Annotated in this window: 22 protein-coding genes; 11 read left to right on the top strand and 11 right to left on the bottom strand. The window is 63.4% G+C overall.

Annotated elements, in window-relative coordinates; genetic code table 11:
* From lpxD to lpxB, 5 genes are read left to right on the top strand one after another with little or no spacing between them, the layout of a single operon-like run.
* Positions 1-1,059, top strand: a complete 1,059-nt coding sequence (lpxD, locus tag AC1DZP_RS17795) for a UDP-3-O-(3-hydroxymyristoyl)glucosamine N-acyltransferase (RefSeq protein WP_477304145.1) — start codon at positions 1-3, stop codon at positions 1,057-1,059.
* On the top strand, positions 1,052-1,519 hold the full coding sequence (gene fabZ / locus AC1DZP_RS17790) for a 3-hydroxyacyl-ACP dehydratase FabZ (protein ID WP_095081436.1): 468 nt from the start codon (positions 1,052-1,054) through the stop codon (positions 1,517-1,519). The genes lpxD and fabZ overlap by 8 nt, the downstream gene beginning before the upstream one ends.
* A gap of 13 nt (positions 1,520-1,532) precedes the next feature.
* On the top strand, positions 1,533-2,366 hold the full coding sequence (lpxA, locus tag AC1DZP_RS17785) for an acyl-ACP--UDP-N-acetylglucosamine O-acyltransferase (RefSeq protein WP_457152564.1): 834 nt from the start codon (positions 1,533-1,535) through the stop codon (positions 2,364-2,366).
* The gene (locus tag AC1DZP_RS17780) at positions 2,353-3,255 is read left to right on the top strand and encodes an LpxI family protein (protein WP_477304143.1); all 903 of its coding nucleotides are present in this window, start codon (positions 2,353-2,355) and stop codon (positions 3,253-3,255) included. Before lpxA ends, AC1DZP_RS17780 begins: the two co-directional genes overlap by 14 nt.
* Complete coding sequence (gene lpxB, locus AC1DZP_RS17775; protein ID WP_457152566.1) at positions 3,248-4,423, top strand: lipid-A-disaccharide synthase; 1,176 nt, start codon at positions 3,248-3,250, stop codon at positions 4,421-4,423. The genes AC1DZP_RS17780 and lpxB overlap by 8 nt, the downstream gene beginning before the upstream one ends.
* 31 nt (positions 4,424-4,454) lie before the next feature.
* On the opposite strand, the gene gltA is transcribed toward lpxB, so the two are convergent.
* Positions 4,455-5,783 carry a citrate synthase gene (gene gltA, locus AC1DZP_RS17770; RefSeq protein WP_095081430.1) on the bottom strand — a complete coding sequence of 443 codons (1,329 nt, stop codon included), beginning with the start codon at positions 5,781-5,783 and terminating at the stop codon, positions 4,455-4,457.
* Between the two features lie 184 nt (positions 5,784-5,967).
* Complete coding sequence (gene gltX / locus AC1DZP_RS17765; protein ID WP_477304141.1) at positions 5,968-7,392, bottom strand: glutamate--tRNA ligase; 1,425 nt, start codon at positions 7,390-7,392, stop codon at positions 5,968-5,970.
* Positions 7,393-7,494: 102 nt separating this feature from the next.
* Between gltX and AC1DZP_RS17760 the strand changes: the two genes are divergently transcribed.
* Complete coding sequence (locus tag AC1DZP_RS17760; RefSeq protein ID WP_477304139.1) at positions 7,495-9,957, top strand: ComEC/Rec2 family competence protein; 2,463 nt, start codon at positions 7,495-7,497, stop codon at positions 9,955-9,957.
* Here AC1DZP_RS17760 and lexA read toward each other — a convergent pair.
* A complete protein-coding gene (gene lexA / locus AC1DZP_RS17755) occupies positions 9,951-10,688 on the bottom strand; it encodes a transcriptional repressor LexA (RefSeq protein ID WP_095081425.1) in 738 nt (245 codons plus the stop codon). The genes AC1DZP_RS17760 and lexA overlap by 7 nt on opposite strands.
* A 359-nt stretch (positions 10,689-11,047) precedes the next feature.
* A complete protein-coding gene (locus AC1DZP_RS17750; RefSeq protein WP_477304137.1) occupies positions 11,048-11,785 on the bottom strand; it encodes a GntR family transcriptional regulator in 738 nt (245 codons plus the stop codon).
* Positions 11,786-11,943: 158 nt separating this feature from the next.
* On the opposite strand from AC1DZP_RS17750, the gene kynU reads away from it, so the two are divergent.
* Entirely contained in the window at positions 11,944-13,191 is a 1,248-nt protein-coding gene (gene kynU, locus AC1DZP_RS17745; protein WP_477304135.1) for a kynureninase, read from the top strand.
* Between the two features lie 64 nt (positions 13,192-13,255).
* Here the strand turns inward: kynU and kynA are convergent, their stop codons facing one another.
* Positions 13,256-14,092: a tryptophan 2,3-dioxygenase gene (gene kynA, locus AC1DZP_RS17740; RefSeq protein WP_477304133.1), complete on the bottom strand. Its 837-nt coding sequence runs from the start codon at positions 14,090-14,092 to the stop codon at positions 13,256-13,258.
* Positions 14,089-15,714 (bottom strand): AMP-binding protein, encoded by a 1,626-nt coding sequence (locus AC1DZP_RS17735; protein ID WP_477304131.1) that lies wholly within the window; start codon positions 15,712-15,714, stop codon positions 14,089-14,091. Before AC1DZP_RS17735 ends, kynA begins: the two co-directional genes overlap by 4 nt.
* A gap of 311 nt (positions 15,715-16,025) precedes the next feature.
* Between AC1DZP_RS17735 and AC1DZP_RS17730 the strand changes: the two genes are divergently transcribed.
* Entirely contained in the window at positions 16,026-16,856 is an 831-nt protein-coding gene (locus AC1DZP_RS17730; RefSeq protein WP_477304129.1) for an alpha/beta hydrolase, read from the top strand.
* A 48-nt stretch (positions 16,857-16,904) separates the two neighbouring features.
* Here AC1DZP_RS17730 and AC1DZP_RS17725 read toward each other — a convergent pair whose 3' ends face one another.
* The 5 genes from AC1DZP_RS17725 to AC1DZP_RS17705 are packed head-to-tail and all read right to left on the bottom strand — an operon-like array spanning position 16,905 to position 22,310.
* Entirely contained in the window at positions 16,905-18,110 is a 1,206-nt protein-coding gene (locus AC1DZP_RS17725) for a molybdopterin molybdotransferase MoeA (protein WP_477304127.1), read from the bottom strand.
* Positions 18,110-18,592 carry a cyclic pyranopterin monophosphate synthase MoaC gene (gene moaC / locus AC1DZP_RS17720; protein ID WP_477227255.1) on the bottom strand — a complete coding sequence of 161 codons (483 nt, stop codon included), beginning with the start codon at positions 18,590-18,592 and terminating at the stop codon, positions 18,110-18,112. The genes AC1DZP_RS17725 and moaC overlap by 1 nt, the downstream gene beginning before the upstream one ends.
* A gap of 2 nt (positions 18,593-18,594) precedes the next feature.
* A complete protein-coding gene (gene trpC / locus AC1DZP_RS17715; RefSeq protein WP_477304125.1) occupies positions 18,595-19,407 on the bottom strand; it encodes an indole-3-glycerol phosphate synthase TrpC in 813 nt (270 codons plus the stop codon).
* Between the two features lie 3 nt (positions 19,408-19,410).
* Complete coding sequence (gene trpD, locus AC1DZP_RS17710; RefSeq protein ID WP_477304123.1) at positions 19,411-20,421, bottom strand: anthranilate phosphoribosyltransferase; 1,011 nt, start codon at positions 20,419-20,421, stop codon at positions 19,411-19,413.
* Complete coding sequence (locus AC1DZP_RS17705; RefSeq protein WP_477304121.1) at positions 20,418-22,310, bottom strand: SurA N-terminal domain-containing protein; 1,893 nt, start codon at positions 22,308-22,310, stop codon at positions 20,418-20,420. The genes trpD and AC1DZP_RS17705 overlap by 4 nt, the downstream gene beginning before the upstream one ends.
* A 143-nt stretch (positions 22,311-22,453) precedes the next feature.
* Between AC1DZP_RS17705 and tpiA the strand changes: the two genes are divergently transcribed.
* The 3 genes from tpiA (at position 22,454) to AC1DZP_RS17690 (ending at position 25,176) form a co-directional block, all read left to right on the top strand.
* Positions 22,454-23,221: a triose-phosphate isomerase gene (gene tpiA / locus AC1DZP_RS17700; RefSeq protein WP_477304119.1), complete on the top strand. Its 768-nt coding sequence runs from the start codon at positions 22,454-22,456 to the stop codon at positions 23,219-23,221.
* Positions 23,222-23,369: 148 nt separating this feature from the next.
* A complete protein-coding gene (gene secG / locus AC1DZP_RS17695) occupies positions 23,370-23,846 on the top strand; it encodes a preprotein translocase subunit SecG (RefSeq protein WP_477304117.1) in 477 nt (158 codons plus the stop codon).
* A 211-nt stretch (positions 23,847-24,057) separates the two neighbouring features.
* The gene (locus AC1DZP_RS17690; protein WP_477304115.1) at positions 24,058-25,176 is read left to right on the top strand and encodes a L,D-transpeptidase; all 1,119 of its coding nucleotides are present in this window, start codon (positions 24,058-24,060) and stop codon (positions 25,174-25,176) included.
* Positions 25,177-25,372: the final 196 nt, after the last annotated feature.

Genomic DNA, 25,372 nt, shown 5'->3' with positions numbered 1-25,372 from the left:
ATGACCGATCCGGTGTTCTTCGCGCCATCACGCCGGTATACGGCGGGCGAAGTCGCGAATCTGACCGGCTCGGTGCTTGTCGATTCCGGCCAATCCCATATCTCGATCGAAGCGCTCGCGCCGGCCAATGAGGGCGGCGAGAATGCGCTCGTTTTCGTCGATGGCAAACGCAATTCCGCGCTGATGCTGTCGCTGCGGGCGGCCGCGGTCCTGTGTCCGGCGGAATTCGCCAGCAAGGCGCCGGCCGGCATCGCGGTACTCATTCATCCGCGTCCGCAACAGGCCTTCGCGCTGGTCGGCCGTCTGCTGTTCCCGACGGCCGCGACACCGGGACCAATGACCAGTGAAACCGGTGTCTCGCCGCATGCTCATATCGATCCGACCGCGCATGTCGAGGCAGGTGCTGTCATCGAGGCAGGTGCCGTCATCGGGCCGGGTGCTTCGATCGGCGGCGGTACGGTCATCGCGCCCAACGCTGTCATCGGACAATCCTGCCAGATCGGCCGCGACGGCTATGTCGGTCCAGGCGCCARCATCCAGTATGCCTTGATCGGCAACCGCGTCATCATCCATGGAGGCGCCAGGATCGGCCAAGATGGTTTTGGCTTCGTCGGCGGCGCCAAGGGACCCGAACGCGTGCCGCAGGTCGGCCGTGTCGTTATCCAGGACGATGTCGAGATCGGCTCCAACACCACCGTCGATCGCGGCGCCATGTCCGATACGATCATAGGCCAGGGCACCAAGATCGACAATCTCGTACAGATCGCCCATAACGTCCGCATCGGCCGCAATTGCATAATAGCCGGGCTTTCGGGTATCTCGGGTTCCGTGATCGTGGGTGACAATGTCACCATGGGCGGCGGCGTCGGGCTTGCGGATCACCTGACTATCGGGTCTGGGGCCAAGCTCGCCGCCAGAAGTGGGTTTATGAGCAATGTCCCTGCAGGCGAGATCTGGGGTGGTTATCCGGCACAGCCGATGGCGGAAGCCATGCGGGAGATAGCCATGCTGCGCAAGCTCGCCAGGACCCGCAAACAGGGCGAGGGAGGCAATGGCTGACATGATCGCTTCGACGACGCTGGAAGCGGTCGACATTATGGGGCTCATGAAGCTCCTGCCGCACCGCTATCCGTTCCTGATGATCGATCGCATCGTCGACATCGATGGCGACGAGTCCGCCGTCGGCATCAAGAACGTGACCATAAACGAGCCGCATTTTCAGGGCCATTTCCCTGAGCAGCCGGTGATGCCGGGAGTGCTCATCGTCGAGGCGATGGCGCAGACGGCCGGCGCCATCTGCATCCGCAGCCTGCGCACTGAAAAGCCGTCATTGGTCTATTTCCTGACCATCGACAATGCCAAATTCCGCAAACCGGTCGTTCCCGGCGACCAGTTGAGGATCCATGTCAAGAAAATCAAGAAACGCGGCAACCTGCTGAAATTCGCTTGTGAAGCCATGGTCGACGGCGCCAAGGCGGCCGAGGCCGAGATTTCAGCCATGATGGTCACCAGCGACTGACGATCGAATGCTTATGAAAATCAAGACATCCATTCATGCTTCCGCTGTCGTGGAGGAGGGCGCCCAAATCGGTCAAGGCGTGCGCATTGGGCCGTTTTGTCATGTCGGCGCCGATGCGGTGATCGGCGACGGCGTCGAACTGGTCAGCCATGTCTCGGTGATGGGCGCGACCACCATCGGTGCCTCGACCAAGGTCTACCCGATGGCGATACTGGGCGGGCCGCCGCAGAACACCAAGCACAAGGGCGGCCGCACCACTTTGGTCATCGGCACGAACTGCACGATCCGCGAAGGCGTGACCATGCATCTCGGCACCGATTCCAGCCGCGGGGAGACGACGATCGGCGACAATGGAAATTTCCTTGCCTACGCCCACATCGCCCATGATTGCGTCGTCGGCGACAATGCGACGTTCGCCAACGGAGCGACGCTGGGCGGCCACTGCGAGGTCGGCAACAACGTCTATATTGGCGGACTGACGGCGGTTCATCAGTTTGTCCGTGTCGGCGACAATGCCTTTCTGGGCGGCTGCTCAGCGATCGTGGGCGATGTCATTCCCTATGCCATCGCGGTTGGCAATCGCGCCAGTCTGCGCGGCCTCAACATCATTGGCCTGAAGCGTTCTGGCCTGCCGAGGTCCGAAATCCATGTGCTGCGCAAGGCTTACAAGATGATCTTCGATCGCTCTCGCACTGTTGGCGAGAACATCGAATTCGCCAAGGCCGAATTCGCGTCGTCGCCGACCGCCATGAAGATCGTCGATTTCATCACCAGTCGCGGCAAGCGGCATTATGCGGTGCCGTCGCTCAAGGGCGGCGATGGCGACGATGTCGATGACGAAGGCTGAGACCGCGGCAGCCGGTCGTGATCTCCCATCGGGCGCCAGGGTCGGCATCATCGCCGGCGGCGGCAGCCTGCCGGTCGAAGTCGCGGCCGGTGCGGCGCTACGAGGCCATCCTCCCTTTGTCATCCTGATGGAAGGCGAGGTGGACCGCATGGCGGAGCTCTCCCGGTATGAGCATGAAAGCCTCGCTCTGGAAGGTATCGGCTCGCTGATACCCTTGTTGAGGCGGCACCGGATTACCCACCTGGTGCTTGCGGGCGAGATCAAGCGCAGGCCACGATTGCTTGCGCTGCGGCCCAGTCTCAGCCTGCTCGCGGTGATTCCCCTGGTGGTCATGGCACTGGCGCGTGGCGACGATGGCTTGCTGAAGGTGGTGGCACGAGGTCTCGAAGCACGAGGCATAAAGATCGTCGGCGCCCACGAGATCGTGCCAGACCTCGTCGCCGCCGAGGGTGTCCTGACCAAGGCCTCGCCACGCAAATCGGACTGGCTCGACATCGAGGCAGGCCTTGCAGCGGCAAAGGCGATTGGGGCGCTGGATATTGGCCAGGCGGCGATCGCAGTCGGTGGCCGCACCATTGCGCTCGAAGGCATCGAGGGAACAGCCGGACTGCTTGATCGCGCGAAGCTGTTGCGTGGCCACGGCCGTATCGCGGGCAAGACCCGCGGCGTGCTGGTCAAATGCGCCAAGCCTGGCCAGGAACTGCGTGCGGATCTTCCTTCCATCGGTCCGCAGACGATCGAGGCGGTACATGCGGCCGGGCTTGCCGGCATTGCCGTCGAGGCGGGACGTTCGCTGGTTCTCGAAGGCCCTGAAACCGTCGCGCGCGCCAACGCCCTCGGCCTGTTCGTCATCGGTCTGCCTGCCGCTACGGAGCCGCATCATGCCTGACAGGGCATTGAAGATTGCGATTGTTGCCGGCGAAGAGTCGGGCGATCTGCTTGGCGCCGACATCGTGCGTTCGCTCAAGCAGGCTACCAGGCGCGAGGTGGAGCTCGTCGGCCTCGGCGGCCGCCATTTGCAGGCGCTGGGACTGACGTCGCCATTCGATGCCGGCGAGATCGCCCTGATGGGTTTCAGCGCCATCCTACGCGACCTGCCACGCCTGATGCGGCGGATCAACCAGCTGGCCAAAACCGTTGCGGACGAGAAGCCCGATTGCCTCGTCACCATCGACAGTCCTGACTTCTCGTTGCGCGTCGCCAGGAAGGTGCGTGGGGCCAATCCGTCGATCCCGATCATCCACTATGTCTGCCCAAGCGTGTGGGCATGGCGGCCGGGCAGGGCGGTGGCCATGAAGCCCTATGTCGACCATGTACTCTGCATCCTGCCGTTCGAGGTGAAGGAACTCGAACGACTGGGCGGCCCGCCCGGAACCTATGTCGGGCATCGCCTCACCCATGATGCAGGCGTGCTCGGTGCTGCCAAGGCGCAGGATCTGCCGCGCGATCTTGCGTCTCCGGATCGCGTCAAGACACTGCTCGTCCTGCCTGGTTCGAGGCGCGGCGAGGTGCGACGGCTGCTCGAGCCGTTCGGCGAGACGGTGTCGATGCTGCATGCGCGCGGGCATCGCCTGCGGCTGCTGCTGCCGACCGTCCCGCATGTCGCCGACCTCGTCAGGGCCTCGGTCACACGGTGGGATGAGAAACCCGAGATTATCCTTGATACCCAACGCAAATGGCAGGCCTTCGGCAAGGCCGATGCGGCGCTGATCGCGTCGGGGACGGTATCGCTGGAGCTGGCGCTGGCCGGTGTGCCGATGGTCTCCTGCTACAGACTCGATCCCGTCGCGCGCGTCGTGGCGCCTTACCTGTTGTCCGTCTGGTCGGCGCTGTTGCCCAACCTGATCGCGGATCGGGCGCTGGTCCCGGAATTCTATAATGAGTACGTCAAGCCGAACAATCTGACCCGGCAACTGGAAGCGCTGTTCGCCGACAGCGGGATGCGCGCCTGGCAGAAGCAAGGTTTTGCCGAGATTACCCGGCGCATGGCGACCGACAAGCCGTCCGGCGAGATCGCGGCGGGCGTCGTGCTTCGTCACATAAAAAAAGCGCCCTGACGGGCGCCTTTCTCAATCCGGAAAGCCTCGATCACCGCTTGGCGATCGGCACGTAGTCACGCTCCGGCGCACCGGTATAGAGCTGGCGCGGGCGGCCGATCTTCTGGCGCGGGTCCTCGATCATCTCCTTCCACTGCGCGATCCAGCCGACGGTGCGGGCGACCGCGAACAAGACGGTGAACATCGTGGTGGGGAAGCCCAGCGCCTTAAGCGTGATGCCGGAATAGAAGTCGACATTCGGGTAGAGTTTCTTCTCAATGAAATAGGGATCGGTCAGCGCGATCTTTTCCAGCTCCATGGCGATATCGAGCAGCGGATCGTCCTTGATGCCGAGCTCGCCCAGCACCTCATGCGCCGTCTTCTGCATGATCTTGGCGCGCGGATCGTAGTTCTTGTAGACGCGGTGGCCAAAGCCCATCAGCCGGAACGGGTCGTTCTTGTCCTTGGCGCGAGCGATGAATTCCGGGATGTGGTCGACATGGCCGATTTCGCCCAGCATGTTGAGCGCCGCTTCATTGGCGCCGCCATGGGCCGGGCCCCACAGGCAAGCGATGCCGGCGGCGATGCAGGCGAACGGGTTGGCACCCGATGAGCCGGCAAGACGCACGGTCGAGGTCGAGGCGTTCTGCTCGTGATCGGCATGCAGGATGAAGATGCGCTCCATGGCGCGCGCCAGCACCGGATTGATCTTGTACTCCTCGCACGGCACGGCGAAGCACATATGCAGGAAGTTGGCGGCGAAGTTCAGCTCGTTCTTCGGGTAAATGAAGGGCTGGCCGATATGGTATTTGTAGGCCATCGCCGCGATCGTCGGCATCTTGGCGATCAGCCGCATGGAGGCAACCATGCGTTGGTAGGGGTCGGAGATGTCGGTGGAGTCGTGGTAGAAGGCCGACAGCGCGCCAACCACGCCACACATCACCGCCATCGGGTGCGCGTCGCGGCGGAAGCCGGTGAAGAAGCGCGACATCTGCTCATGCACCATGGTGTGGCGCGTCACGCGGTAATCGAAATCGTCCTTCTGTGCCTTGGTCGGCAATTCGCCATAGAGCAGGAGATAGCAGACCTCGAGGAAGTCGCCGTGTTCGGCCAACTGGTCGATCGGATAGCCGCGGTGCAAGAGGATGCCGGCGTCGCCATCGATGAAGGTGATCTCCGACTCGCAGCTTGCCGTCGAAGTGAAGCCGGGATCGTAGGTGAAGGCGCCGGTGGTGCTGTAGAGCGAGGCGATGTCGATGACATCAGGCCCGACCGAGCCGCTTCGCACCTTGAACTCGTGCGTCTTGCCGGCGAATTCAAGCGTTGCCGTGGCCTCGTGGGTGTTGCCGCCCAAATCCAGTTTTTTCGCAGCTTCGGTCATTGCAAACTCCTTCTTGTTTCCTCATGCCGGCAAAGGCAAAATTCCGCAGAGCGACACGTCGAAATCACCGCAATGCGCGTATTCGCCACCGCATTCTAGGAGGTGCGTGCCAGATTGGGCCAGGGCCTAATGTTGCACTGCGAAACGCGCCTTTCAATGCCAATCTTCTTGGGCCAGTTCGCTCCTAATCGATTTGATCCGCTATGCGCGCCAGGCTTTCCTCGCGGCCGAGCACGGCAAGCACGTCGAACACACCCGGCGAGGTGCTTTTGCCAGTCAGGGCGGCGCGCAAAGGCTGGGCCACGGCGCCAAGCTTGTGGCCGCCGGCCTGAGCATAGGCGCGCACCGCGGCTTCAGCCGCAGTGGCCGTCCAGTCACCTGACAGGGTCGTCAAAGCTTCGTGAGCGCCGCGCAGGATCTTGCGCGCGTCTTCATTGAGCAGCAGTGCCGCCTTGTCGTCGACCGGGAGCGGCCGGGTGGCAAACAGGAAGGCGGCGCCGTCGACAAGTTCGACCAGTGTCTTGGCGCGCTCCTTCAGGCCGGGCAGCGCGGCCAGCAGCTGCGCCTTGTTCCTGTCGTCGAGGCGCGCGGCCATCGCCGGCCCCCCCTCGAGATAGGGCAGGGTGGCGATGAAGATGTCGAACAACTCAGCATCGCTCATGCGGCGCATATGGACGCCGTTCAGCGCCTCCAGCTTGGCGAAGTCGAAGCGGGCGGCGCCCTTGTTGACATCGCCGATGTCGAACCAGGAGATCATGTCCTTGATCGACATGATCTCGTCGTCACCGTGGCTCCAGCCGAGGCGCGCCAGGTAGTTCAGCAACGCCACCGGCAGGTAGCCCATGGCGCGATAGGCCTCGACGCCGAGCGCGCCGTGCCGCTTCGACAGCTTGGCGCCATCGGCGCCGTGGATCAGCGGGATATGCGACATGGACGGCACGTCCCAGCCCATTGCGTCGTAGATCACCGTCTGGCGGGCGGCATTGGTCAAATGGTCGTCGCCACGGATGATGTGGGTGACGCCCATGTCGTGGTCGTCGACGACGACGGCATGCATATAGGTCGGGTTGCCGTCCGAACGCAGGATAATGAAGTCGTCGAGATCCTTGTTGGGGAAGCGCACCTCGCCCTGGACACGGTCGTGCACCACCGTCTCGCCCGCGGTCGGCGCCTTGATGCGGATGGCGCCCTTGGCGCCTGCGGGCGCCTCGGAGGGGTCCCGGTCACGCCAGTGGCCGTCATAGCGGGGCGGCAGGCCCTTGGCGCGTGCTGCCTCGCGCATCGCCTCGAGCTCAGCAGGCGTCTCGTAGCTGTAATAGGCCTTGCCCATGCGCACGAGCTCCTCGGCCACCTCGCGATGACGCGGCGCGCGCTCGAACTGCGAGACGGCCTCGCCATCCCAGGAGAGGCCGAGCCAGGAAAGCCCGTCGAGAATGGCTGCGGTCGCGGCATCGTTGGAGCGCTCGCGATCGGTGTCTTCGATGCGCAGCAGCATCGTGCCGTCAGTGTGCTTTGCGTACAGCCAGTTGAACAGCGCCGTGCGCGCGCCGCCTATGTGCAGGTAACCGGTGGGCGAGGGGGCAAAACGGGTGACGACCTTGTCGGACATGAAACTCTCGGAAACCATCTGAAGCGGGGTGTGGTTGCGCGGACTTTCGCGCGTTGCGCGTTCATGTAGCATAGGGTGTCGAGGGCGCAAGGGGCAGACCCGATGGCTGGACGGGGCCGGGGCTCGGATCAGGGCGAGGACGCCGCTATTGGCGTCAGCGAACGGTCCCTGTTTGCGACGCCGCTGCCGGCTGCGTTACCGCTGCCATCACCTCTCGTGCCGGCCCCCGGCAACCCGCCGTTGCAAGCGGATGTCTCCGCCCCCGCTCCTGTTGCCGAAGTTGGCAGGATCGTGCGCGTGCGCCGGCAAATCGGCCGGATATCGCTGCCTCGGCTGCGCCACAGCGTGGCCACGGCAGCGGGCCTGGAGCTTGATCGAGGCGTAGCCTTCCTGCTGGTGCCGGTCTGTCTGGCGATCGGAGCGATCGGCTATTTTTCGCTGACGGTGGAACCTGATTTTGCGAAGCCTGTCGCGGTCGTCGTTCTGACGGGGCTCTGCGCGTTCGTCTCGCGTTCCAGGCCGAAAGCCCATCTTTGTTTCATGGCTGCGGTGCTGTGCACGCTCGGCCTGCTCGCCGGCAAGGTCGAGACATGGCGGGCGGGAACGCAGTTGCTCGGTTCGGAAATCTCGACTCAAGTGACCGGCCGCGTCGTCTCGCTTGACCGAATGGAGTCCGGCCGCATCCGGCTGACCATCGACGTGACGTCGACAGCCAGGCCGAAATTGCGCTATGCGCCGGAGCGGGTTCGGCTTTCGGCACGAAAGATCCCGGCAGAGATAACCCCAGGCTCGCTGGTCACCGGCTACGCCAAGCTGTTGCCGCCCACCGGCCCGGTGCGGCCGGACAGCTACGACTTCTCCTTCGACAGCTATTTCGCCGGCATTGGCGGCAGCGGGTTTTTCCTCGGCAATCCAAAGCTTGTCGCCGGCAATGACGACGACATTCCGCTGTCAGCCCGCCTTGCCTCGGGGATAGAAAATGCCCGTGAAGCCATCGCCGACCATATCAGGGGCAGTATCGGTGGCGCCGAAGGCGAGATCGCCGCGGCGCTGATCGTCGGCGTGCGCGCCGKCATTCCCGATGAGATCAACGAAGCGATGCGGCGCACCGGCATCTACCACGTCATCTCCATTTCAGGGCTGCACATGGCGCTGGTGGCCGGCACAATCATGATGCTGATGCGCAGCGCCTTCGCCCTGTTTCCGGACTTTTCCGCGCGCCGGCCAGTCAAGAAATAYGCCGCGGCCGCCGCGCTTTTCTCGATCGCCGCCTATCTTGTCATCTCAGGCGTCGTCGTTGCCGCAGAGCGCAGCTTCATCATGCTGGCGGTGATGCTGATTGCCGTGCTGTTCGATCGGGCGGCGCTGACCATGCGCAACCTGGCGATCTCGGCGATCGCGGTCATTGCGGTGTCGCCGCATGAAGTGGTCGGCCCAAGTTTCCAGATGTCGTTCGCGGCGACCGCGGCGCTGGTCGGTGCCTATGCCGGCTGGTCTGATCATCGTTCGGCGAAAACGAAACCGCCGCCGCCACGGCGATCTCTGCCTGGCTTTCTCACGCGAAAATTCTTGTTGGCGATGGGGGGCCTTGCCATGACCTCCATCATCGCCGGCAGCGCTACGGCGCTGTTTGCCATCTGGCATTTTCAGCGGGTGTCGCCGCTCAGCCTGTTCGCCAATCTCGCCATCATGCCAATCGTCTCGCTGGTTGTGATGCCTTTCGCCGTCCTCAGTGCGCTGGCGATGCCCTTTGGCGCCGATGGCCCCTTTCTTTACGTGATGGGCAAAGGCCTGACGGTGATGATCGCCATGTCCGGATGGATTTCCGAGCGCTCGCCGGTCGACGCGGTCGGGTTGATTTCGCAGCAGTCCGTCCTGCTGGTGGCGATTGCCTTGGTCATTGCGACGGTGGCGACGACATGGCTGCGGCTCGCAGCCCTTCCGTTCGCGCTTGCGGGCCTGTTGACCGTCTCGGACACGCCCGCACCGGACGTGCTGATCTCTGAGGACGCCAGGCTGGTTGCGCTGCCGATCGGGGCTGGCGAACTCGCCGTCAGCCGGGCACGCCCGAACGAATTCACGGTCGACAACTGGAAACGCGCGCTGACATCCGAGACCATCGTCATGCCGGAGGTGTTCAGCAAAGAAGACGGGCAATTCGAGATAGCCGATGCCGCCGAGCTGCCGTCGGGCGCGCCTTTCTATTGCACATCGGGCGTTTGCCTCGCCAAGCATCCGTCCGGTGCGATCATCGCGCATGTCGAAGACCGAAAGGACGCCTGGATGGCCTGCGGCTTCGCCGACCTGATCGTCATCAATGACGCCACGGCCTATGACCCCTGTCACAATCCACTTGTGCTCGTCATCACCAAGCGACAACTGGCCCGCAAGGGTAGTGCGGCCGTCTTCTTCGATCGCCAATCGGCGACCACGCCTGCGACGATCAGCTTCGCGGTGGACGGGTCATACCGGCCCTGGCACACGCAGCGCAAGTTTTCGCGCGAGGCGAGGGGCCTGCCACCCTACCGCAAACCCGAAAAGCCGGTCGCAAGCCCTGCTCAGTAGCGCCTGATCAGCCCGACGAGCTTGCCTTGCACCTTGACCCTGTCCGGTCCGAAAATGCGGGTTTCATAGGCCGGGTTGGCGGCTTCGAGAGCAATCGAGGCACCCTTGCGGCGGAACCGCTTCAGCGTCGCTTCCTCTTCATCCACCAGCGCCACGATGATCTCACCCGGGCTGGCTGTATCGGCATTGCGGATGATGACAGTATCGCCGTCGAAGATGCCGGCCTCGATCATCGAGTCGCCCTTGACCTCCAGGGCATAGTGTTCGCCGCCCATGATCATGTCCGGCGGCACCGAGATCGAATGCGTCTGGTGCTGGATGGCGTCGATCGGCACACCGGCCGCGATGCGTCCCATGACCGGGATCGACACGGCGGAGACCACGTCGTCGTCATTGCCGGCCGAAGGCATCCGCGAAGACGCAGGCTTGAGTTGCCGGCCAAGGCCGCCTTGACCGAGGCTGCCCTGGATGACGCTTGGCGAGAACTTCTTTGCCGCGTTGAGGCCTGGCGCGATCGAATCCGGCAGCCGCAGCACTTCCAACGCGCGCGCCCGATTGGGCAGGCGGCGAATGAAGCCGCGCTCCTCCAGCGCCGTGATCAGCCGGTGTATGCCGGATTTGGAGGCAAGGTCGAGCGCTTCCTTCATCTCGTCGAAGGATGGCGGAATGCCGCTTTCCTTGAGCCGTTCATGGATGAACATCAGCAGTTCATGTTGTTTGCGCGTCAGCATGGCAGCCCCCAGGTTACCCAAAACCAGAATCGGAAAAACAAACCCAGAACAAACACTATCTGTTCCAGTTGTGTTCCGCAACCGTTTAAAGTTTAATGAACTTGTTAAGGCGGCTGAAATTATTTGGCGCCCCGGCAGTCGTCGCGATCGACGCATGCCTGCCACCGCCGAGCGCTTGGTTGGATTGAAATTGCTATGGTTAATGGCCTGCGGCCCACCCTGTGTCGGGCTTGGCCTCGGCTAACGCTGGAGCTCGACAAGGGGGCTCGGTTCACTTCACCGGTCGTGGCTCCCGTGAACGAAAGGGAGCCAAAATGCCAACTTTGGCGGAGGAATTGCCCATATCGTTCCTCGTCGCATTACCGCTTTTTTGTGTTGCCGTCGCCCGCATGGACATAGACATGCAGCGTGTAGCCGATGTGGGCAACCATCAGGGTTTTCGCGCGCTCGATGTCACGATCCAGCGCCGCTTCCATGAGCGCGGTGTGATGTTCGATCGCGATGGCCTGGCGCAACGCCTCCATGGCCTCTTCGTAGCCATGCTGGAGACCGGCGGCCGCCCGCAAGGTTGGCGCCAGGCCAAGAAAGCGGTGATGGCGACGCAACTGATCCGCGATCGTGGAGTGGAAGGTCAGCAGCCAGGGGGATGTTGCCGCGCTGAGCAATGCCGCGTGGAAAGCCTCGTGCTTTTCATCCCATTCGTCGACCACTTCGTCGGACGGGTCGTCGACCGCGGTCCTGCTACGCGACAGCCTGTAATGGGCGGCAACGACGGCGTCCTCCCATTCACGGCCGCCTTTCTCGATCGATTCCTGGAGCAGAGGCAGTTCAACCACCAATCTGGCGCGTGACAGATCTTCCAACTCGTTGCGCGAGACCGCGGCGACGGCAAAGCCGCGATTGCTGATGGCGGTCACCAGGCGTTCTGCCTCCAACCGCGAGAGCGCCTCGCGCAGCGGTGTCCAGCCGATGCCGTAGCTGTTGCGCAACGCGCTGAGCTTGAGCGGCGCGCCGGGCTTCAGACGGGTGGTGAGGATATCGCGGCGCAGCAGCCTGTAGGCTGCTTCTGTCTTCGAGAATTGCTCGTCGTCCAGCATTGCCGACCATCCGTACCAATTGGTCGAGTGATTATATATGAAATCCTTCCATTGCGTAAATTATATATAATGTTTGACAACACCCAAGGGACTGCCCATGATCGCCAACGGTTTCACCTGATATGTTCATCTGAGCCCATGCGCGGGGATAGTCGACCATGAATGCAACTCTCGATCTCGCTGCAATCGAGGCGATGGACGCCGCGGATCCGCTGCGTTCCATGCGCGATCGTTTCGTCTTGCCGCAAGGGGTGATCTACCTCGACGGCAATTCGCTTGGCGCGGCTTCTCCCGCCGTCTTCGACGAACTGAACAAGGCCGCCACACAGGAATGGGCGCAGGATCTCATCCGTGCCTGGAACACCGCCGGCTGGTTCGACATGCCGGTCGAACTCGGCGACCAGCTCGGACGCCTGATCGGCGCCGCGGCCGGCCAGACTGTGGTCTGCGATACGACGTCGATCAATATCTACAAGGTGCTGCATGCGGCGCTCGCGATGCGTCCGGACCGGTCGGTCATCGTCGCAGAGGGTGACAGCTTCCCGACCGATCTCTATATGGCCGAGGGCGTTGCTTCGACCCGGCCGGGTACGGTCCTGCGGCTCGAGGGCGTCGACGCGCCTGATATCGAGGACCTGATCGACGAGCGCGTCGCCGTTATCCTGGTCAACCACGTCAACTATAAATCCGGCCAGTTGCGCGACATGGCGGCGCTGACGCGCAGGGCCCATCAGGCCGGTGCGCTGATCGTCTGGGATCTCTGTCACACCGCCGGAGCGCTGCCGGTCGAACTCGACGGCGCCAATGCCGATTTCGCCATCGGCTGCACCTACAAGTACCTTAATGGCGGCCCGGGTTCGCCAGCCTTCATCTATGCCGCACAGCGGCACCATGGTGATGTCTATCAGCCGCTCAGCGGCTGGTGGGGGCATGCGCGACCGTTCGCCTTCGAACAGGGCTATGCCGCCGGAATCGGCATCCGCCGGTTCTTGTGCGGCACGCAGCCGGTGTTGTCGATGCGGGCGCTCAAGGGCGCGCTTGACCTGTGGAACGACGTCGATATGACCGCGGTGCGCCAAAAGAGCATCGCGCTGACCGATCTGTTCATCCAGCTGGTCGAAGCAAGGTGCGGCGCCTACGGGCTCGAGCTTGAAAGTCCGCGCAACGGCAAGGAGCGCGGCAGTCAGGTGTCATTCATCCACCCCAGCGGCTACCAGGTGATGCGGGCCTTGATTGAGCGCGGCGTGATCGGCGATTTCCGCGCGCCTTCGACCATCCGCTTCGGCTTCACGCCGCTCTATGTCGGCTACAAGGATGTCTGGCAGGCGGTCGAGGTGCTGGAGGACATTCTGCGCACGGGTGCCTGGCAGGATGCGCGCTTTGCGGTCAAGACTGCGGTCACGTGAGAGTACGTCGCCCAAAAAGTATGCAGCGGTTCTGGGACAACGACATACGCAAAGCAGAGACAGATCAGAGCCRGGTGCGAACTGTCCAGAGTTCCGGAAACAGGACGACCTCGAGCATCTTCTTCAGGTAGGACGCACCCGACGTGCCACCGGTGCCTCGCTTCAGGCCGATGATGCGTTCGACCGTGGTCACGTGGTTGAAGCGCCAGCGGCGGAAATAATCCTCGAAGTCGACCAGTTTTTCAGCCAGCTCGTAGAACATCCAGTAGCGCTGCGGGTCGCGGTAGACCGTCTGCCAGGCGACCAGGACCGCTTCATTCTCGGTGCGCGTCTCACGCCAGTCGGTACGGTTGGCGTCAGCACCGATATCGAATCCGTTGCGGGCGAGCAGCAGCAGCGCTTCGTCGTAGAGCGACGGTTCAGCCAGGATCGCCTCAAGCTTCCCGCTGAGGTCCGGCCGGTGCTTGTGCGGGCCGAGCATGGCGAGGTTGCGGTTGCCGGCCATGAACTCGATGGCGCGATACTGCCAGGACTGGAAACCCGAGGACTGGCCGAGCGCGTCGCGGAACTCGGTGTATTCGCTGGGTGTCATCGTCCGCAGCACGTCCCAGGCGTTGTTCAACTGCTCGAAGATGCGGGCGACGCGCGACAGCATCTTGAAGCTCGGCTCGAGGCGGTCGGCGCGGATCGAGCGGATCGCGGCACCGATCTCGTGCAGGGCAAGCTTCATCCAGAGCTCGGAGGTCTGATGCTGGATGATGAACAGCATCTCGTCATGCGCCGACGACAGCGGCGTCTGCGCCTCAAGGACTTTCTCCAGGTGCAGATAGTCGCTGTAGGACATGCGCTCCTTGAACGACATCTGTGCGCCTTCGGAGGCCGGATCGTATGGCTCGCTCAACTGATTTTCTCCGTGCGCAGCCGGAAGCGCTGGATTTTGCCGGTCTGCGTCTTGGGCAACGCAGCAATGAACTTCACAGATCGCGGATATTTGTAGGGCGCGATCGTCGCTTTGACATGGTCCTGCAGGCGCTTGGTGGTTAACGCGTCAGGTGCCACTCCCTGCACCAACACAACATGCGCCTCGACGATCTGGCCGCGTTCGGCATCCTCAGCGCCGATGACAGCGCATTCGGCGACGTCCGGGTGCGCCAGCAGCGCTGCCTCGACCTCGGGGCCGGCGATATTATAGCCGGCGCTGACGATCATGTCGTCGGAGCGCGCGGCGAAATGGAAGAAACCGTTTTCGTCCTGGGTGAAGGTGTCACCGGTGAGGTTCCAGCCGTCGCGGACGTATTCCTTCTGCCTGTCGTCAGCCATGTAGCGGCAGCCGGTCGGGCCGCGCACCGCCAGCCTGCCGGTTGCGCCGCGCGGCACCTCGTGCATCTCGTCATCGACAATGCGAGCCTCGTAGCCTCCCACCGGCTTGCCGGTAGACGCAGGCTTCATATCGTCGAAGCGGTTGGAGATGAAGATGTGCAGCATTTCGGTGGCGCCGATGCCGTCGAGGATCGGCTTGCCGGTCTTTTGCGTCCACTCCTCGAAGACCGGAGCGGGCAAGGTCTCGCCGGCCGAAACGGCGACGCGCAGCGATGACAGGTCGGCACCCTCATCCATGGCCTTCAGCATGGCACGATAGGCGGTCGGCGCGGTGAAGGAGATGGTCGCTTTGTAGGTCTCGATGATGTGGATCATGTTGGGTGGCGTCGCCTGTTCGAGCAGCGTCGCCGCCGCACCGAAGCGCAGGGGAAAGATGGCGAGGCCGCCAAGGCCAAAGGTGAAAGCCAATGGCGGCGAGCCGACAAAAATATCGTCCGGCGTCACCTGGAGGATTTCGCGGGCATAGGCGTCGGCGATGATCAGGAGGTCGCGGTGGAAATGCATCGTTGCCTTCGGCACGCCTGTCGTGCCCGAGGTGAAGCCAAGCAGCGCGACGTCGTCGCGGCCAGTGTTGACGGCGCTGAAAACGACCGACTTGTCGAGGGCGGCGCGATCAAGTTCGGCATCATGGTTGGCGGTGCCGTCGAAGCCGATGACCTGCTTGAGGAACGCGCTGTCCTTGGCGCAAGCGGTCATCTCGTCCATCAGCCTGGTGTCGCAAAGCGCAATCGTGATTTCTGCCTTTTCGACGATCTTGGCGAGCTCGCCGGCGCGCAGCATCGGCATGGTGTTGACGACCACGGCGCCGACCTTGGTGGCGGCCAGCCAGCAGGCAACCATGGCGGGGTTGTTGGCCGAGCGGATCAGCACCCGGTTGCCCGGCTTGACGCCGTAGTTTTCGACCAGCGCGTGGGCCAGCCTGTTCGTCCAGTCGGATAGTTCCTTGTAGGTGCGGCGGCGGCCATTGCCGATCAGTGCGGTGTGATCACCCAGGCCCTTCTCGACCAGCCTGTCGGTGAGTTCGACGCCGGCGTTGAGATGTTCGGGATAATCGAAACCGTCGAGCAGGAAGTCCGGCCATTGCTCCGGCGGCGGCAGGTGATCGCGCGTGAACGTGTCGATATGCGCTGAAGGCCCAAGCATGTCGCCGCTATCCTGTCTGCTGCCTGGCCAGCGCGCGAGGCGCCTGGCCTGATGGGGTGGATCTGAAGGTCCTGCTTTTGAGGAGGTTTTCGTGCTGACAGTCGCACCTTGCTCGACACGACCCGAAAGGGCGGGCATTGCAGGTTTGGGCAGCACAGCGGACCTCCCATTGTCGGCTGTTCTTGATGGCAGGATCGCACCAGTCGAAATTTGTTTCAAGCCTAAAATGTTTTTACCCTGGAGCATTGACGCATGGCGTGGCGGTGGCCATTGCTAGCGCAGAAACGATGCCGTTTTGGGGGAGGATGCCGATGCCTAGACATCGCATTGCCGATTGGGACAATGCTTATGCCAACAGCGCGAACATCGCCGGCAGCGACCGCTGGCCGACCGCGTGGGTGGAGCCGGCGCAAGCGTTTCGTGACGCGCTTTCGTCAGAGGGCCGGGCACGGCTCGACATCACCTATGGCGGCGGACGGCGCAATCGGCTTGATCTTTTCCTACCCAGTGCCACGCCCAAGGGATTGGTGGTGTTCATCCATGGCGGTTACTGGATGGCGTTCGACAAGAGTTTCTGGTCGCATCTCGCCAACGGTGCCGTCAGCAGCGGCTTTGCCGTGGCGATGCCCTCCTACACGCTCTGCCCCGAAATCCGCATCGCCGGCATCGTCCAGGAGATCGGCGAGGCGATCGGCAAGGCGGCAGGACTGGTCGACGGGCCGCTGATGTTGACCGGCCATTCGGCCGGCGGACATCTCGCCAGCCGCATGGTCACGGCGACAACGCCGCTGGCGGCCGATGTGGCGCGGCGCATACGCCATGTCGTTTCGATTTCAGGCCTCCACGACCTGCGCCCGATCATGCGCACCGGGATGAACGCGACACTGGCAATCGACGAGCAGGAGGCGCTGGCCGAAAGCCCGGCGCTGTTGCGTCCCATGGATGGTGCCCGCATCACCTGTTGGGCCGGCGGTGGTGAACGCGCGGAGTTCCTGCGCCAGAACGCCTTGCTTGCCAATATCTGGACCGGCCTTGATGCCACGACCTCTACCGTGGTCGAGCCCGACCGGCACCATTACAGTATCGTCGACGGCCTCGCCGATCCGGCGCATCCACTGACCCGGACCTTGATCTCGGAATAGAGACGAGTCCATTTTCGGCCTGTCGTCAATGGCTTGTTTGGCGAATCTTCAGCGCAACATCAGCACGCTGCAGGCTTCGCCAGCGTCCGCTGCGGGGGCAAACGGTGCCCGCACGATCAGCCCGTTGGCATCAGCCAGCATTCTTAGCATCGAAGAATCCTGTATGCCGAACGGCGTCGCCACCGGCCCGCCGTCATCGTCCCGGACCACCGCCCGCACATAGTCCTGACGCAAATCATTGGCCGGCATTGCAGCGCCCAGTCGCGCCGGACGAATGTCCTGGCGGTGTTCGCGGCCGCCAAGTCGCGCCAGCAGTGGCTTCAGGAACAGCTGCGAGCAGACCAGGCTTGCCACCGGATTGCCGGGCAGGCCGATGCATCTGATGTCGCCGAGGCGGCCGAACATCAGCGGCTTGCCGGGGCGCATGGCGATCTTCCAGAAGCCGAGCGTCATGCCTTCGCCGGTCAGCACGTCGTGGATCAGATCATGGTCGCCGACCGAGGCGCCACCCAGCGTGACGATGACGTCCGCGCCGGCCGCGACCGCTTTCCGCACCAGCGCGGCGATGGCCTCCTTACGGTCGGCGGCAATGCCGAGATCGAGCGCACGAGCGCCGACCGACTGCGCCGCCGCGGCGACACCATAGGCATTGGACGAGATGATCTGGTCCTGCCCGAGTTCGCTGCCGGGCGGCAACAATTCGTCGCCGGTGGCGATGATGGCGACCAGCGGCCGTTTCACCACGTTGACCCGTGGATGGTTGGCCGACGCCGCCAGCGACAATGCCGCCGGATCGAGCACGCGGCCTTTTTCCAGCAGGACGTCGCCTTTCGAGAAGTCGAGGCCGACGCGGCGGATGTTGCGCCACTCCGCCGTCCGTTCGATGACTTCGACGTCACCACCACCGAGGTCGCGGACATTCTCCTGGATAACGATGGTGTCGGCGCCTTCGGGCAGCGGCGCACCGGTGAAGATACGCACAGCCTGTGCCTTGCCGACCGTGCCGTCAAATCCGCGCCCGGCAGGTGCCATGCCGATCACGGAAAGTCTCGACGGCACCGATGCCACGTCGACGGCACGCGCCGCGTAGCCGTCCATGGCGGAAGCGTTGAATGGCGGCTGGGTGCGCAGCGCTGCGACCGGTTCGGCCAGCACGCGATCAACAGCCTCGAACAACGGAACGCTTTCGCCCGCCAAAGGTGCTGCACCCTGAAGCAGGCGTTCGAGCGCCTCGTCGACCGGAACCAGCGCCATCAGGCGTCCACTTTGTAGTCGCCCGACTTGCCGCCGGTCTTTTCGACCAATCGGATGCCGGAGATGACCATGGCGCGATCCACCGCCTTGGCCATGTCGTAGATTGTGAGGCAGGCTACCGAAGCGGCGGTCAACGCTTCCATCTCGACGCCCGTCTTGCCGGTGACACGCGCGAGTGCGGTGACCTTCAGGCCGGGCAAAGCATGGTCGGGCTCGATGTCGACGGAAACCTTCGTCAGGAGCAGCGGATGGCAGAGCGGGATCAGCTCATGCGCTTTCTTCGCCGCCATGATGCCGGCGATGCGCGCAGTGCCAAGCACATCGCCCTTCTTGGCGTTGCCTTCGAGAATCATGGTCAGCGTCTCGGGCTGCATCGCGACAAAACCCTCGGCGATTGCGGTGCGCGTCGTCTCTGCCTTGTCGCCGACATCGACCATGTTGGCCTCGCCCTGCGCGCCGAGATGGGTGAGGGCGGCCGCCATCGTCAGACGGCCTCGGCCGGCGCCTTGCCCGTCAGAAGCAGGCGCGTCGCCGTGGTGACGTCCTGTTGCCGCATCAGGCTTTCGCCGACAAGGAAGGTGCCGATGCCGCTCTTTTGCATTCTGAGGCAATCGTCATGCGAGAAAATGCCGCTTTCGCTGACCAGCAGGCGGTCGGCCGGTACCATCGACGCCAGCCGCTCGGAGGTTTCGAGACTGGTCTCGAATGTCCTGAGATTGCGGTTGTTGATGCCGATCAGCCGCGACGACAGTTTTAGCGCGCGCTGCGTCTCGGCTTCGTCGTGCACTTCGATCAGCGCATCCATGCCGAGTTCTAACGCCGTCGATTCGAGGTCGCGGGCCAAAGCATCGTCGACGCTGGCCATGATGATCAGGATGGCGTCCGCGCCCCAGGCGCGGGCTTCGTAGACCTGGTATGGGTCGAACAGAAAATCCTTGCGCAAAGCGGGCAGGGCGACGGCGGCTCGCGCCCTGGTGAGAAATTCAGGCGCGCCCTGGAATGACGGCGCGTCGGTCAGCACCGAAAGACAGGCGGCGTCGCCTTTCGCATAGGCCTGCGCCAATGCCGGCGGGTCAAAATCGGCGCGGATCAGGCCCTTGGAGGGGCTTGCCTTCTTGATCTCGGCGATCAGCGCGAAGGCGCCGGATTTGCGCTTGGTCTCGAGCGCGGCAAGAAAGCCGCGCGGCGCCTCGGCATCTTTAGCCCGCGCCTTGATCTCGGCCAGCGGTATGCGTGCCTTTGCCGCCGCGATCTCGTCGCGCTTGTAGGCCTCGATCTTGCGAAGAATGTCAGACACGCTCTACCCGTTCGAAATCTCGATCAGCCGGTCAAGCACTTGCAGCGCGCGGCCACTGTCGATGGCTTGCGCGGCGAGCGCGATGCCGTCGCCAAGTGTCGTCGCCTTGCCGGCAACCACAAGCCCGGCGCCGGCATTCATCAGCACGGTGTCGCGATAGGCGCCGGCAGCGCCGCTCAGCATATCGCGCAGTGCGTCGGCGTTGTAGGCTGCGTCGCCGCCACGCAATTCGTCCTTGCTGTGGCGCGCCAGTCCAACCGCTTCCGGGGTCAGCGTAAAGCTGCGGATCTCGCCGCCGATCAGCTCGGCAACATGGGTCTCGCCGGTGGTGGTGATCTCGTCATAGCCATCGCCATGGGCAACCCAGGCATGCTCGGCACCCAGCGCTTTCAGCGTCTCGGCCACCGGCAGGATCCATTCCGGCAGGAACACACCGACCATCTGCCGCTTGACGCCAGCCGGGTTGGAGAGGGGCCCAAGCAGGTTGAAGATGGTGCGGGTGCCGAGTTCGACGCGGGTCGGGCCGACATGCTTCATCGCCGGATGGTGTGCGGGCGCAAACATGAAGCCGACGCCCGCCTCGTGGATGCAGCGGCCGATGAATTCGGGCGAGATATCGATCTTGACCCCGAGCGCGACCAGCACGTCGGCGGCCCCTGTCAGCGACGACAGCCCGCGATTGCCGTGCTTGGCAACCGGCACGCCGCTGCCGGCGATAACAAACGCCGATCCCGTCGAGATGTTCACGCTGTGGGAATTGTCACCGCCGGTGCCGACGATATCGATGGCGCCGGCGGGCGCCTCGACGCGCAGCATCTTGGCGCGCATGGTGGCGACGGCGCCGGAAATCTCGCTCACTGTCTCGCCGCGCACGCGCAGCGCCATCAGGAAGCCACCGATCTGGCCGGGCGTTGCGTCGCCCGACATGATGATCTCGAAGGCCTCGCGCGCTTCCTCGAAGGAAAGCGCGCTTCCGGTCGCGACCTTGGCGATATGGGTTTTCAGCGCGCTCATCTTGTCGAGGCTTGGGCGACGGCGGCCTGGTCGATGCGAACGTCGAATTGCGTCTGCAACTGCGCCACCAACTGGTCGAGCAGATCGTCAGACATGCCGGAGGTGAAGGATTTCTGTGCGTCTTCCGGCACGGAGCTGGCGTCAGCTCCGGCGGGCTCGAACACTTCGGCGACCTTGTACAGGATCTGTCCGTCGCCGGTGGGCGAGGGGATCAGCCCGGTGCCGCCTTCGCCAACGCCGAACATCGCTGCCGCGCCCTCCTTGCCGAAGTCGACATCATCGGCTTCCCGCTTGACACCGCGTTTGGTCTGCTTTTCCAGCTTCAGTTCGCCGGCGATGACGTCGAGCGTGGCGCCGGCTTTGAGCCGTTTTTCGAGCTCGTCTGCCTTGGCGGTGAGCCGCTTGGTTGTTTCGGCGGCGGTCCAGTCGGCGACGACTTTCTGGCGAGCCTCGTCCAGTGTGCGGTCGCGAGCCGGTGTGATGGAAGCCACTTCGTAGAAAACGAAACCGTTGTCCGCCGTGGTCAAGGCGTCGTTTTCCGTGTTGGGTTCAGCGTCGAAGACAGCCTTGATCAATTCCGGCGACTGCGGCAGGTCCTTGACGATGCTTGCGTCAGGTCTCAGGCCACTGCGATCGATGGCGTCGATGGTGACGATCTTCAGCTTCAACTTGGTGGCGGCGTCGGCCAGCGAGCCGCCAGCGGCGCGGGTGTCTTCGTAATTGTCACGCACGTCCAGAAGGATGCGACTTGCCTCGCCCAGCGCCAGATCCTTGCGGATCTGGTCGGACACTTCGGCCAGCGGCTTCACCACCTGGGGCTTGATTTCGGTGACGCGCAGCAGCACCGGACCGAAGGTGCCCTGCACGACCGGACTGACTTCATTCGCATTGAGTGCGAAGGCCGCGTCGGCGACCGCCTTGTCGGCGATCTTGTCCTTGGCCAGCGTGCCGAGCAACGTATCGGCCGGGGTCTTGCCTTCCGCCGTGACGAGCTTGTCGAAGGTGGCGCCGGCCTTGAGCGAATCGAGCGCGGCCTTGGCCGCGTCAGGCGTCTTGAACACGAGCTGCTCGATGGTGCGCAGCTCCGGCGTCGTGTAGCGCGCCTTGTTCTTGTTGTAGTCGTCGCTGACCTGTTGGTCGGTGACGGCGGTCGTATCCATGATGTCGACCGGCTCGAGGCGGACATAGGAGAATTTGCGGTATTCGGGTGCCGCGTATGTCTTCTTGTTGGCGTCGAAATAGGCCGAGAGCACGCTGTCGGACGGCGCCCCGATCGGCTCGACCAGTGCCTTGGGCAGCGTCAAATAATCGATAGTGCGGTCTTCGCCGCGATAGAGCGCGACCGCCTTGAAGAAAGTATCCGGCGCCTTGAGGCCATCCGAGACCGCCTCGACGATCTGCTGGCGCACCGCCACCTGGGCACGGTTCTTCAGATAATCGGCAGGCCGCATGCCAATCTGCTGCAACATGTATTCGAAGGTTCGCCTGTCGAACTGGCCGCCAGGACCCTTGAAGGCCGGATCTTCGCGCGTCAGCTCGGCCAGCCGGTCCTTGGAGAGGCCGAGGCCCAGCTTGCGGGCCTGTTCGTCGAGAACGGCTCCCGAGACGAGCTGCGCCAGCACCTGGTTGTCGATGCCGAGCGCCTTTGCCTGTTCGTGGGTGAGGCGCTGGCCGAATTGCTGCGACATGACGGCGAGCTGGCGGTCATAGGCGAGACGGTATTCGTTGATCGACACCTTGGTGCCGCCGGCGAAAATAACCGAATCGTGGCCGGCGAAACCGCCCATCAGCCGTCCGGAAATGCCCCAGACTAAAAAGCTGAGCACCAGCAACACTAGTAGACCCTTCGCGACCCAGGTACCCGCCGCGCTTCTCAATACACCAAGCATCGTTACTTCCGATTTATGCGCATTTTCGCATGCGCCGAGTCTGAAACAAGCGCAATAGCGCCCTTCCGGTCCACTGTCGATTGCTTTGTGGCCTGATTTTGGTAGTGAGGGCCAGAGCCTGATATCGCCCGGAGAAGCAACCCATGACGCCAGGAATTCGCCCGCTCGTCGCCGGCAACTGGAAAATGAACGGCACCAGTGCCTCGCTCAACGAGCTCAGGATGATCGGCAACGGTTTCATGAGTGGGCTCGATGCGGAGACCGAAGCGCTGGTTTGCGTTCCCGCAACCCTGCTTGCCCATGCAGCCGAGATTCTGTCACGCACGCCGGTCCACGCCGGCGGCGAGGATTGCCACACCAAGGAAAGCGGCGCCTACACCGGCTGCATCTCGGCGGAAATGCTGAAGGATGCCGGCGCGAGCCATGTCATCGTCGGCCATTCCGAGTGCCGCGAGCAACGCGGTGAGGATGACGCGACGGTCCAGGCCAAGGCTTCAGCCGCCTGGCGCGCCGGGCTCGTGGCCATCATTTGCATTGGCGAGACGCAGCAGCAGCGTGAAGCGGGCGCCACGCTCGACGTGCTGTCGCGGCAGGTCGCCGGCTCGGTGCCGCCAAGCGCCACCCCGTCCAACACGATCATTGCCTATGAGCCGGTGTGGGCGATCGGCACCGGCCTGACGCCGACCGCGACCGATGTGGCCGAAGCACATGCACATATCCGCGAAAAGCTGTCGGAAAAACTCGACGGCGTTGCAGCCAAGATGCGCATTCTCTATGGCGGCTCGGTCAAGCCCTCCAACGCGGTCGAACTGCTCGGCGTCAGGAATGTCGACGGCGCGCTGGTCGGTGGCGCCAGCCTGAAAGCGGCGGACTTCCTTGCCATCGCCGAGGCTTATCGCAGCATCGCCTAGGGGTGGACGGCGCCGGAAATCGTTGCAAAGGGAGCGTTGCTTCCCATATTCCGGCCACGGGCTTGGAAATGCCATCAAAGCATTGTATTGAGCCGCCTCCAATTCACCGGTCGGTCCGCGACCGGGCAAGGCCTTGCCRGGATAAACTATGGAAACCGTACTGATCGTCATCCATCTCATGGTCGTGCTCGCCCTTGTCGGCGTGGTGCTGCTGCAGCGCTCCGAAGGCGGCGGCCTCGGCATTGGCGGCGGATCCGGCTTCATGACCGCGCGCGGTGCGGCCAACGCGCTGACGCGTGCGACGGCGATCCTGGCGGCCGCCTTCTTCGCCACGTCGCTGACACTGTCGATCGTCGCCCGCTACGGCGAGAAGCCGATCGACATCCTCGACCGCGTGCCCGCGACATCTGACGGCGCCGGCAAGGGTGTGCTCAACCAATTGCCCGGCACGACCACTCCGGCGCCCGCCGGCAACACCGCGCCGAAGCCGCCGTCCGGCAACGATGCCGCGGTAACGCCTCCTGCAACTGCCCCGGCCACGGCGCCTGCCGCCGGCTCGACTCAGCCGGCGACCAACGGCACCACGCCCGCTGCACCGGCGACCCCGCAGGTCCCGAACCAGTAGTCTCCAGCGCCTGAAGCCGCGATCTGTTGTCGTTTGAACACAGTCGCGGCAAATGCAGCACGATCACGAAGAATCGAGTGCCTGCAATGTGGCGTTACCCTTGAGGCGTCCGCGCTTATTCGACTATAGATTGCGCGCGGCATTTCCGGCGCCCTTGGGGGGCGCTGAGCGACGCCGTGGGCAACAAGCATAGAACGATCGGATCTTCGCCATGCAGCTTCGCAGCTTCATTTTCATGGGACTCTGCGCCGTACTCGGCATGAGTTCACCGGCTTTCGCCGGCATGCCGGCCAATATGGCCGCAAATCAATCGGCTGACACAACCAGTGCCATCAACGTCGCCGTCAAGAGTGATGCGGCGCAATTGAAGCTTCTCAAGAAGAAGAAAAGCCCGACACCGGACGATCTCGCCCAGATCAAGAAGATCGAGGCCAAGATCGTTGCCGACAAGGAAGCAGCCAAGGCCAAAGCACTCGAAGCCAGGAAGCTGGCGATGCGCGAAGCGGCAAAGGCCAAGGCCGAGGCGGAACGGCAGGCGTTCCTCGCCAAAAGGGGCAAGACCGCTTCGACAACCGAAGTGGCCGACGCCAAGCCTGCCAAGAAGACCGTCAACATCATCGAGGCGATTGCGCCGATCGAACCGATCCAGTCGGCTGAGCCACTCCCCGCCGAAGCGATGAATGTCGCTTTGACCGGAAACAATGGCGAGCTGCGCAGCGAAGTCATCGGCAAGAAGCAGTCGAGCGGTGGCCTGTTCGCCGGCCTCTTCGGCGGCAGCTCCTCGTCTTCGATCTCATATCTCCCCGAGACACGTGCGCTGGACCAGGCTCTCGCCAAGAAGGACGCCAAGAAGCAGTTCAAGGTGAAGCCGGAGTTCGTGCCGCAGGACGTGGAATTCACCGGCTACGATGCAGGCACCATCGTCATCGACACCAGCGCCCGCCGCCTTTACCTCGTCGAATCGTCTTCCACCGCTCGCCGCTACGCCATTGCGGTCGGCCGCGAAGGCTTGCAGTTCAAGGGCACGGTCGCGGTCGGCGACAAGCAGGAATGGCCGCGTTGGATCCCGACGCTGGACATGCAGAAGCGCGAGCCGAAGCACTACGGTCAGTACAAGGACGGCATGCCCGGCGGCGGCCAAAACCCGCTCGGCGCCCGCGCCATCTATCTGTATGACGGCAAGAAGGACACGCATCTGCGCATCCATGGCACCATCGCGCCGCAGTCGATCGGAACCAGCGCCTCCAACGGCTGCTTCCGCATGATCAACGAGCACGTCATGGACCTTTACAGCCGCGTCAGGGTAGGCACCAAGGTCGTCATCATCTGACGCCCGCATCCATCATGCCGAAGGGCCGGCATTTGCCGGCCCTTTTGTTTTGACTTGCCCCTAAGCGCGTTGCGTTGAAACGGATTCAATCGACGCGCTTTAGTTCTTTGTTTTGTGCATGTCGTTGTCCCAAAAACTGCTTCGCGCTTTGGGCGACCATGCATAGGGGTATCGCGCCTTCTTGGGAAAAAACCTT

Source organism: Mesorhizobium sp. P2_F8 (genome assembly GCF_056403655.1).
The sequence above is the reverse complement of the archived record's forward strand: the minus strand, read 5'-3'. Positions and strand labels throughout refer to the sequence as shown.